Raw genomic sequence first — 10,249 nt, 5'->3', positions numbered from 1 at the left:
ATTGGTCACTCAGTTCATTGAAATCAAGTTTGTTACCGAAGTAACTGTTTTATCCAAAAGGATAAAACGTTTTGATATTCATCAACGAGTGCCCACACAGATTGATAGGTTTAAATTGTTAAAGAGCGCTAGCGTTTTGTGATTCACATCTCAGTCGCTAGGGGTGCGTACTATACCTGCACCACTTTGAGAGTCAAGGGTTATTTTCAAACTCTTTTCCTCTACCGATTTCGCTGTGTGACTCTCGTCTCACTCCGTGTCGGTGAGGCGGCATTATAGAGAGATTGATATGGAGCACAAGGACTTTTTCAAATAAAAATTTCGTTCGTCTAAAAAGCCACCAGATTCGCATTTTTCGAATAAAAACTAAACATTTGAGACGTATCACAGCAATACATTGGAAATATGGAAGCCATGAACGTAAGATTCATGTGTCTATTTTGTTAATAGTAGATGCGTCTATTTCGTTTATTAATATGTAGTATTCCGATATGAACTCAAAAAAATCGATGTTGTTAATTGTCGCACTGGCTGTATTAGGCGGCATTGTTTTCTCTCAGGTAGATATATCGCCTGCAATTACCTTTATCCTTGGTGTCTTGGCTTCCGCTTTTGTTGTTAACTTTTCAAGCACCGACTCAAAATCAGATTCAGAACCGAAGGCATCAACAAAAACACTTTATGTAGGTAACCTTCCATACAAAGCGAATGAGTCACACGTACGTGAATTATTCTCGGAGTATGGTGAAGTATTTGCAGTACGCTTAATGAAAGATAAACGTACTGGTAAAAGAAGAGGCTTTGGATTTGTCGTAATGGCTAGCAATGATGTGAATCATGCTATTTCAGAACTTAACGATAAAGATTACATGCAACGAACTTTAAAAGTGCGAGTTGCAAATGATCCTAAACATCCAGAAACGGACGAAGCTGAACTGAGCTAAATCCTAACTGCTTCAACATGCTATTTAGTGCACTTTCTTTCTTAGGAAGTGCACTACAAAAAACCTCACGCACTCCCCCTTCTTTATCACTACTCTCCAAATCCAATAAATCTTGAACTCGCTTCGCAATCGCTTTACCGGAATCAACCAATAAAACACTCTTACCTAGGACTTGTTGAATCTCTGATTTTATTAAAGGGAAATGTGTACACCCTAAAACGGCCACATCAATTGTGTTGATCATCGGTTGAAGGATGAGTTGCAACTCTTCAAGATCAATCGCCTCACCTCTGAGTTTATCTTCGGCCATATCCACCAGCCGAGTAGAACCTAAAAGTTCGACTCTTTTATTACTCGAAAAATTGTTGATGAGCTCGTGTGTGTACTCTCGCGTAATCGTTGCAGGAGTAGCAATGAGACCCACCGCTTTATTGGCAAGTAGGGATGCAGGCTTGATTGCCGGAACAACGCCAACAATTGGGATTAGATTATTAACGCGAAGTGTAGGCAAGACTATCGTACTGGCCGTATTACAAGCTATCACTACAATATCAATAGCGTGACTCACCACAAAGCTAGCGACGATACTTTGGACTCGCTGAATAAGAACTTGCTGATCGAGCTCGCCATATGGGTAAGCCTCGTTATCGAATACATAGATATAATTGTGATTTGGTAGTAACTGACTTATCTCTTTATATACAGACAGGCCACCCACTCCAGAATCAAAGACCAATATATTTTTTTGTAGACTATCCGACACAACGATTACCTATAATAAGTTTCGCTGCAATGATACTCCTTCGCTTAGTTTTCGCCAATCCTCACCCTATATAATGCAAGCTTGATAACGTTGATGAACAAAGCGCTTACCTTGCTCCACATTTTCTTGATCTATCTTGAGCTTACCTTTAAAGCATGGCGCTGATGTCACTAAGGTATGGAACTCGCCATCTTCGCCACATGGATCAACATGACTCGGTAAGCTGTCTATTAGTTCAAGCGTGTATTTTTTCCCGCAATAGCTCATGTCTAATGCATCGCTATCGACCGTGACGAGAAAGGTTTCGATTCCTCTGTCTATTATTTCACTAGCAAGTGCCTGACTGCTCTCTCCCATAAGAGGAAACACACACTCCCAACCCGCTGGTTCTATATAGCTTCTTCGATAGTCGGCAATACCATTACAAAACATGTCTCCAAACGCGACTGCATCGATTGATAAGCCAGAACCTTTAAGTGCGGAGACAATGGTACTTTGATAAATCTCATTACTAGGGAACACTTCTGGAAGCTCAATCGTGATTAATGGCAACCCGACTAATTGCGCCTGCATGGCAACAACATCAATCGGAGTCACTTGGAAAGGAACCTCATCTCCAACATATGTCGTATAGAGAGCAACAACTTCATATTCGGAGCTTTCAAGTAGACGCTCTAGCGTTAATGTCGAGTCTTTACCTGACGACCAGCTTATGACGACTTTCTTTTTCATTGATATACCCAATAAGAAAAAACCGCCCGGAGGCGGTTTAGGTGTAAATTAGAATTGGTAAGCTAGATTCGCAAAATACCTGCGCTCAGGTGCGTTATATCCTAGCGTTGTCTGGTATTTTTCATTAGTTAGATTATCAACTCGGCCACGAACAACCAACTCAGGGGAAATCCAATACCCCACAGAAACATCCCACAAGCTCACTGATGGCAAGATATTATCTGGGTCGGTGGTTTCTTTTGGGTTACCCGCTCTATCACCTGTATATGTATAAGTAAGATTTACATCGAAATCTTCATATGAAGCATCCATCAACCACTTGTAGTTTTCATCAGCACGCTTCGCTAACTTGTTGCCAGCTGAGTCTTTATGATCTTTAAATTCAGCAACAACCGTATGATGGATGAACCACGTGTCGAAATTACCTGTAATTTCTAACCCTTTCAGTTTTGCATCTACGTTTTGAGGGTACCAAAATGGGCTACCTTCATACCAAATAATCAAGTTATCGACTTCATTATCATATGCTGTTATGTCCAGTTTGAATAAATCGAATTCACCGGTGTATCCAATTTCGCGATTTTCAGCTTCTTCAGGCTTCAGGTCTGAGTTTGTTGTCAGATCAGAATAGCTCGGAGCTTTAAATGATGTACCCGCGGCAGCTCTTAACGAGTGCTTCTCCGTTAGGTAATAACGAGTACCTAAAGACCAAGTCGTATGATTGTCGTATGTATCGTGTTTATCGTTACGCACACTACCTACGATTTGCACATCACCAAACCTAAGTTCAGAAGAAGCGTAAACACCCGTCGTGTCTCGTGACTCGCCAGCTAGAGCATCAGGAAACCCATATGACAAAGCATCATCATCAAGCTTTTCTCTACGCCAATCTGCGCCAGCACCAACAGAAACGTTCTCGTTGATGTAATACTGATTTAAGAACTGTAAGTTCGTTAGGTCTATTTTCTTTTTAGTACCAGCATTATCTTTGCCCTGAGTTTGTGAATAGTCTAGGTTCTCGATCGCTTGTTGATTAGCCCTAAGAGTCGAGCTTAAATTATCACCTTTATAATCAAGAGCAGCTGTAACACTCAGATTCTCAGAGTAGCCATAGTTCTTACCACTAGAGTCGTACTCAGTTAAACTATCAAACCAACGAACTGAAGCACTGCCTGAAAAGGCCTCATTAATAGGTTGAGAATACGATGCAAAGAGATTTTGGCTTTCATAGCCATAATTAAGTCCAGTAGCAGGATCTTTGATATCGTAACCTTCAGTCTCATCAAAACCACCAGCGAGCTTTAATGTTCCGCCATTAGACAAATTACGGGTCGTTGAAAAGTTAGCTTCCTTTTGAGCGTCGCTACCAGCTCCAACAGAAATCCTTGTCGATTCACTTGAACTACCAGAGGCTGTAATAATATTAATTACACCCGCTACAGCATCAGAACCATAAAGAGCACCGCCAGAACCACGAATCACTTCAACTCTCTCAATAATGCCTACTGGGATGTGGTTAAAATTAATACCGCCAGCAGCAGAGTCAATACGAACACCATCAACTAGAAATAATACTTGATCACTATTGTAGCCGCGCATAAAAACAGATGCGCTGTGTCCACGTCCGCCATTTTGAGAAACTTCAACGCCAGGTACTCGTTTCAAAACATCCACTAGAGATTTAGCTTGGGTTTCTTCTATTTCTTGTTTTGATACAACAGTCGTTGATGCAATAACATCACTGAGAGGTTGCTCAAAACGGTTAGCTGTAACGACCATGGTTTCGTCGGCAGTGGCTTCTTGGGCATGTAAATTGGAGATAGGTGAAAGCAGCGATGCTACAGCAACCGCTAAAAGGGATTTGTTCATGTTGTGATCCTAAATCGCGTAAAGTCCTACCAAACCACATTGTGTGGCTTAGCCGCTGGCAGGTATTCGGACTCAAGAGCACAACCTTATGGTTACCTAATATTCGACTTCCCACAAAAAGCTATTTGCAGTGTCTTATGAATATTCGTTCTCTTTTACCGCTGCGCGTCAGTTCTGGATTCACACCAGATTCCCTCTTCAGCCATCTATACATCCAAATGGCACCAGCTTGTCGGAGATAGTATTAACCTATGAATCATTTGTCTAGTCTAAGATAGTTATAAGCTATAGTTTTCAAGGTCGATTTACATTGAATAGCTCTCAACACTGGACAAGCGCCTGTGATTGAATAAAATCTGCGCTCTTGATTTAAAAGCACGACAGCAAAAGGCATAACAATGGCGAATTTAGATGTAAACCCGCAACGCTACCAAGAACAGCTCGCAGAAAAGACTGAACGTCTTACTGAAATGTTCTCACAATACAATGTGCCTGAGCTGGAAGTGTATGAATCTCCAGAACAACACTACCGCATGCGTGCTGAATTCCGCGTGTGGCATGAAGGTGACGATATGTATTACGTCATGTTCAATCAAGAGACCAAAGAAAAATACCGCGTAGACCAGTTTCCTGCGGCTAGTCGTCTTATCAACGATCTAATGCCTCTATTAACGGATGCAATGAAGAGCAACCACTCTCTACGCCACAAGCTATTCCAAGTAGACTTCCTTTCTACGTTAAGCGGTGAGATTTTGGTGTCACTGCTTTACCACCGTCAATTAGGTGAACAGTGGATTCAAGATGCTAAAGCGCTTAAGCAGCAATTAAATGATGAAGGCTTTAACCTAAACCTGATTGGCCGTGCGCGTAAGATGAAAATCGTACTGGATCGCGACTACGTCATTGAAAAGCTAGATGTGAATGGTGATAGCTATATATACCAGCAAGTAGAGAACAGCTTTACTCAACCAAACGGCAAAGTAGCAGAGAAAATGTTGGAATGGGCTGTCGACTGTACTCAAGACAGCAAAGGTGACTTGCTTGAGCTTTACTGTGGTAACGGTAACTTCTCATTAGCTCTGGCACAAAACTTTGAGCGTGTACTTGCAACAGAGCTAGCGAAGCCATCTGTAGAATCTGCTCAATACAACATTGCGGCGAACAAGATTGATAATGTTCAGATCATTCGTATGTCTGCGGAAGATTTTACCGTAGCAATGGAAGGCAAACGTGAGTTCCGCCGCCTACAGCAAGCAAACATCGATCTAAAGAGCTACAACTGCAACACTATCTTTGTTGATCCACCGCGTTCAGGTATGGACGTTGATACTTGTAAGATGGTGCAAGGCTACGAGCGCATCATGTACATCTCTTGTAACCCTGAAACACTGAAAGAGAACCTAGAGATCTTAAGCGAAACCCACGATATCACTCGTTTTGCTCTGTTCGACCAGTTCCCTTACACGCACCACATGGAAGCAGGTGTGTTCTTAGAACGTAAAGCATAAAACACGCTTTCTCGACCTAAGACAAACAGCAGATACAAAAAAACGAGCCAATCGGCTCGTTTTTTTATTTATAGGTTGGCTTAAGCTGTCTTGCCGATAAAGCCTAACTTCTTACCTACCCAAGCTAAAAGCAGCATCGCGACAATAATCGCAAAGAAGTTTGAACCTGCATCAGGGTGCTGTGCTTTCACAAAAGCCGAGTGGCCAAATGCACCTACAAAGAAACAAGCCAAACCCACTAACGGAATATCTTCAGATACTGGATTAGTTAGGTATTCTTGGTAAAGCGCTTGTACAGCCAAAACTAAAGCAATCAACGGGAAAATAGAGAAGCCCACTTCGCTCATTGTTACCCAAGATAACAGTGCATCACCACACACACCTGCAACAACAGCAAGTACGAGTGTCTTTCTTTCAGAACCACGGTTTACAGTATTATTTTCATTCGACATTATTCAATCCCGCCTTTTAATCGGTTACGTTCACGTTCTTTACGATACCAAAAAGCCCCTTTGGCCATCATTCGTAATTGCATGATCAAGCGTTCAGCCAATTCATCTCGCTGACGTCGATCTAAATCTAATGCTTCTGCCCCTGAGTTGAAAACCAATATGACCGAGGCTTCTGCTTGAGTAAAAGCTTCATCTCTTGTCATGCCTGTCGTTATCAGGTATTCGGTTAATTCAGCAGAGAAGTGTTGTATCTCACGAGCTACCGCTGCACGAAACTCAAATGAAGTTCCTGAGCGCTCGCGTAATAACAGTCTGAATACGTTTGGGCTGCTTTCAATGAATTCCATAAAGGTTTCAACCGATGTGCGAATCACACTGCCTTCTTTTACTATACGCTGACGAGCTTGACGCATTAATTGGCGTAATAATAAACCACCTTCATCAACCATGGTTAAGCCGAGCTCATCCATATCTTTAAAGTGACGATAAAAGGAAGTCGGTGCTATTCCAGCCTCACGAGCGACTTCTCTCAAGCTTAGGTTGGAAAAACTACGATCGGCGCTGAGTTGGCTAAATGCTGCATCAATTAAGCTACGACGAGTTTTTTCTTTTTGCTGTGCGCGAATGCCCATTGGTTTCATACTTTATCAATTTCTTCTTTTACAGCCTAAACAGGCATGTCTGATTCTCTGGTTAATATAACGCGAATCACTTCTTTATATAAGGCACTCTGATTATATAAGACACTAAACACACCTCTTTGTTCACGTACCGAAGTAAATACGTTCGAAGAAAAAATTTCAATATCCACACTGTCATTTGGAGACATACGACATACCAAATATTCTTTTTTCGATGACTCGGCGTGATCTCACCGACTCTCTGATACCCTTTTCATGTACCCAAGAACAGAATCAGTTAAAATCTCGCTAAAGCAATGTTAATCAAATATAACAAGGAAGATAGCTATGCCACACTCCAACCACTTTGATGTAATCGTAATTGGTAGTGGCCCCGGAGGAGAAGGGGCAGCGATGGGATTAACCAAAGCCGGGTTGAACGTTGCAATCATTGAGAAAGAAAGCAGCGTTGGTGGTGGTTGTACTCACTGGGGAACCATTCCGTCAAAAGCACTGCGTCACGCTGTTAGTCGTATTATCGAATTCAACAGCAATCCGCTGTTTTGTCAGAACAACAAAAGCATTCACTCAACGTTCTCTAACATCTTGGGGCATGCTAAATCAGTCATCGACAAACAGACTCGCTTGCGCCAAGGATTCTACGACCGCAACCAGTGTACGCTAGTGTTTGGTACTGCACGTTTTATCGATACTAACACTGTCTCGGTAATGCAAAGTGATGGTACTGAAGAACATTACAGTGCGGACAAATTTGTTATCGCGACAGGTTCTCGTCCTTATCAACCAGATAATGTCGATTTTCTGCATGAACGTATTTACGACAGCGACTCGATTCTTTCTCTTAAACACGACCCGCAACATATCATCATCTATGGTGCTGGCGTTATTGGCTGTGAATACGCGTCGATTTTCCGTGGTTTGGGCGTAAAAACCGATCTCATCAATACTCGAGACCGCTTACTGTCATTCTTAGACAATGAAACCTCAGATGCGCTTTCTTACCACTTCTGGAACAGTGGCGTAGTCATTCGTAACGATGAAACCTTTGAGAAAATTGAAGGCACTGATGACGGTGTAATCATTCACCTAGAGTCAGGTAAGAAAATGCGTGCTGATTGCCTACTGTATGCCAATGGCCGAACAGGTAACACAGACAGACTAAACCTTGGTGCTGTTGGGCTAGAATCGGACTCTCGTGGGCAAGTCTCAGTAAATACCAATTACCAAACCAATGTTGATCATGTTTATGCTGTCGGGGATGTGATTGGCTACCCTAGCCTAGCAAGCGCTGCTTATGACCAAGGTCGATTTGTGGCTCAAGCAATAGTGAAAGGTGAAGCTGAACGCCACCTTATCGAAGACATTCCAACAGGTATCTACACCATCCCGGAGATCAGCTCTGTTGGTAAAACTGAGCAAGAGCTTACCGCAGCTAAAGTACCGTATGAAGTGGGACGTTCTTCCTTCAAGCACCTAGCTCGTGCTCAAATTGCGGGTAAAGACATTGGTAGCTTGAAGATTCTGTTCCATCGCGAAACCAAAGAGATTTTAGGTATCCACGTGTTTGGTGAGCGTGCCGCTGAAATCATCCATATCGGACAAGCGATTATGGAGCAGAAAGGTGAAGCGAATACCATCGAGTACTTTGTAAATACAACCTTTAACTACCCAACGATGGCAGAAGCTTATCGTGTTGCAGCACTCAACGGGCTTAACCGTTTATTCTAGACAAAGCACCAATAGGAGTATTTGACCACCCATAGGCCAAATACAAAAACAGCAAGCAGCGCGCTTGCTGTTTTTATTTAAGATATTGAACATTAAAGCATTAATAGTAATTAGATCATGATGTTCTAAATACCCCTTTTCCTGTACAGCCTCTATTTGTTGCTCCCTGAACTGAGCTATCTAAGTAAGCTAAGCGAGAAACTCACCCTTTTTCCACTGAGAAACAAACAACACACCAAGACCAATTCCGCGCATTGCCATAAAGCTCAGCATCGCTAGCCACAGTGCATGGTTTTCTAAGCCTGATGCTAAGTAGAAAATCGCGAAAAAACTGCAAGTCGCAACAAACATACTATTGCGCATATCCTTGCCTTTAGTGGCCCCAACGAAAATACCATCCAACAAGAAGCACCACATAGATACCAATGGCATCGCAATCAGCCATGGCAGATACACCTCGGCTTGGCTCTTCACGTCTGGGATTGTGGTGATCATATTGATTAAGCTAGAGCCAGCGATTACGAACGCTATGGTCAGTACTAAACAAGTATTGAAGCTCCAGAAGAAAGTACCAATCAATGACTGGTTTAGTTCATCTTTGTCTTTCGCGCCAATCGCCTTACCGACCATAGCTTCCATTGCATAGGCAAAGCCATCCATCCCATAAGAGATGATCATCAAGAAACTCATCAACACGGCATTGGCCGCAACAACATCATCGCCAAAGCTTGCACCTTGGAAAGTCATGAAAGTGAAAGTCGCTTGTAGACACAATGAACGAAGAAAGATATCGCGATTCAGTTTCACGAAACGACTCAAACCTTGGCTAGTTTTCTTAAGCAGATCCCATGACGATGGTAACTGTTTCTTCGCCCAGATTCGGTAAACACAAATCAGGCCAAATGTTAGACCAGCATAATCCGCCATTACAGATGCCAATGCAGCACCTTCCACTTGCCACCCTAAACCGATAACAAAAACGATATCCAAAATGATATTGGTGATGTTGGTGATAATCACCATCCACATTGGCGCTTTGGCATTTTGAGTTCCGAGTAACCAACCTAAAATTACAAAGTTAGTTAACGCAGCAGGTGCACTCCAAGCGCGGATTGAGAAATATTGCTGACCATAGTGCTTAACTTGATCACTGGCGCTACTCAATGAGAAAACTAAATCGGCGACTAGACTGTGTAAAAGCAAAAAGACACCAGCAAACCCTAAGGCCATAGTCACGCCTTGCACAAAGACTAAGCCAAGTTGCTTGCCATCATTCGCACCATAGGATTGTGCGGCTAGCCCTGTTGTCGACATACGCAGGAAGCCAAGCAACCAAAAGGTCACACTGATCATAGTGCCGCCTAATGCCACACCACCTAAATACCAAGAATGCTCTAGATGACCAATAACCGCCGCATCGACTAAGCCCAGCAGTGGAACCGTAATATTAGAGAGAACCATCGGGATCGCGAGCAACAACACTTTTTTGTGCATCGCCTGATTGGATAGCGTTTGAAAAATAATTTGGGGATTAAATAGCTTCACGATCACCTCTTAGTTTAGAGGCGATAGTTTAACCTAGTGGGTGGGCTTTCACTATGTTGTGTACTTT

At 42.7% G+C, this 10,249-nt stretch carries 9 protein-coding genes and 1 riboswitch; of the genes, 3 read left to right on the top strand and 6 right to left on the bottom strand.

Annotation, left to right across the window (positions count from 1 at the left end; all coding sequences use genetic code 11):
* The first annotated feature begins 491 nt into the window (after nt 1–491).
* Nucleotides 492–944 carry an RNA-binding protein gene (locus L8S15_RS20470; RefSeq protein ID WP_004736687.1) on the top strand — a complete coding sequence of 151 codons (453 nt, stop codon included), beginning with the start codon at nt 492–494 and terminating at the stop codon, nt 942–944.
* Here the strand turns inward: L8S15_RS20470 and murI are convergent.
* Genes murI through L8S15_RS20455 form a run of 3 tightly spaced genes read right to left on the bottom strand, consistent with a single transcriptional unit; the run spans nt 907 to nt 4,308 of the window.
* On the bottom strand, nt 907–1,713 hold the full coding sequence (gene murI, locus L8S15_RS20465; RefSeq protein ID WP_029189139.1) for a glutamate racemase: 807 nt from the start codon (nt 1,711–1,713) through the stop codon (nt 907–909). The genes L8S15_RS20470 and murI overlap by 38 nt on opposite strands.
* A 60-nt stretch (nt 1,714–1,773) precedes the next feature.
* Complete coding sequence (locus L8S15_RS20460; protein ID WP_016783990.1) at nt 1,774–2,439, bottom strand: ATPase; 666 nt, start codon at nt 2,437–2,439, stop codon at nt 1,774–1,776.
* A gap of 48 nt (nt 2,440–2,487) precedes the next feature.
* Nucleotides 2,488–4,308: a TonB-dependent receptor gene (locus tag L8S15_RS20455; protein WP_010438683.1), complete on the bottom strand. Its 1,821-nt coding sequence runs from the start codon at nt 4,306–4,308 to the stop codon at nt 2,488–2,490.
* A 39-nt stretch (nt 4,309–4,347) separates the two neighbouring features.
* Nucleotides 4,348–4,552, bottom strand: a riboswitch (cobalamin riboswitch).
* A gap of 154 nt (nt 4,553–4,706) precedes the next feature.
* Here L8S15_RS20455 and trmA point away from each other — a divergent pair.
* Nucleotides 4,707–5,816 carry a tRNA (uridine(54)-C5)-methyltransferase TrmA gene (trmA, locus tag L8S15_RS20450; RefSeq protein WP_016783992.1) on the top strand — a complete coding sequence of 370 codons (1,110 nt, stop codon included), beginning with the start codon at nt 4,707–4,709 and terminating at the stop codon, nt 5,814–5,816.
* Between the two features lie 80 nt (nt 5,817–5,896).
* Here trmA and L8S15_RS20445 read toward each other — a convergent pair whose 3' ends face one another.
* Both L8S15_RS20445 and fabR read right to left on the bottom strand, forming a co-directional pair.
* Complete coding sequence (locus tag L8S15_RS20445) at nt 5,897–6,268, bottom strand: YijD family membrane protein (RefSeq protein WP_004736696.1); 372 nt, start codon at nt 6,266–6,268, stop codon at nt 5,897–5,899.
* Complete coding sequence (fabR, locus tag L8S15_RS20440) at nt 6,268–6,909, bottom strand: HTH-type transcriptional repressor FabR (RefSeq protein WP_010438693.1); 642 nt, start codon at nt 6,907–6,909, stop codon at nt 6,268–6,270. The genes L8S15_RS20445 and fabR overlap by 1 nt, the downstream gene beginning before the upstream one ends.
* Before the next feature lie 327 nt (nt 6,910–7,236).
* Here fabR and sthA point away from each other — a divergent pair, with 327 nt between their 5' ends.
* Complete coding sequence (sthA, locus tag L8S15_RS20435) at nt 7,237–8,637, top strand: Si-specific NAD(P)(+) transhydrogenase (protein ID WP_010438694.1); 1,401 nt, start codon at nt 7,237–7,239, stop codon at nt 8,635–8,637.
* A gap of 189 nt (nt 8,638–8,826) precedes the next feature.
* Here the strand turns inward: sthA and dinF are convergent, their stop codons facing one another.
* A complete protein-coding gene (gene dinF / locus L8S15_RS20430; protein WP_016798925.1) occupies nt 8,827–10,182 on the bottom strand; it encodes an MATE family efflux transporter DinF in 1,356 nt (451 codons plus the stop codon).
* Nucleotides 10,183–10,249: the final 67 nt, after the last annotated feature.

The sequence above is a fragment of the Vibrio sp. S/42/10 genome (assembly GCF_029890535.1).
Classification (GTDB): Bacteria; Pseudomonadota; Gammaproteobacteria; order Enterobacterales; family Vibrionaceae; genus Vibrio; species Vibrio cyclitrophicus.
The sequence above is the reverse complement of the archived record's forward strand: the minus strand, read 5'-3'. Positions and strand labels throughout refer to the sequence as shown.

Coding starts and splice junctions, on each gene's coding strand:
- L8S15_RS20470 (WP_004736687.1), top strand. CDS start 492: ATGAACTCAAAAAAATCGATGTTGTTAATTGTCGCACTGGCTGTATTA.
- L8S15_RS20460 (WP_016783990.1), bottom strand. CDS start 2,439: ATGAAAAAGAAAGTCGTCATAAGCTGGTCGTCAGGTAAAGACTCGACA.
- L8S15_RS20455 (WP_010438683.1), bottom strand. CDS start 4,308: ATGAACAAATCCCTTTTAGCGGTTGCTGTAGCATCGCTGCTTTCACCT.
- trmA (WP_016783992.1), top strand. CDS start 4,707: ATGGCGAATTTAGATGTAAACCCGCAACGCTACCAAGAACAGCTCGCA.
- L8S15_RS20445 (WP_004736696.1), bottom strand. CDS start 6,268: ATGTCGAATGAAAATAATACTGTAAACCGTGGTTCTGAAAGAAAGACA.
- fabR (WP_010438693.1), bottom strand. CDS start 6,909: ATGAAACCAATGGGCATTCGCGCACAGCAAAAAGAAAAAACTCGTCGT.
- sthA (WP_010438694.1), top strand. CDS start 7,237: ATGCCACACTCCAACCACTTTGATGTAATCGTAATTGGTAGTGGCCCC.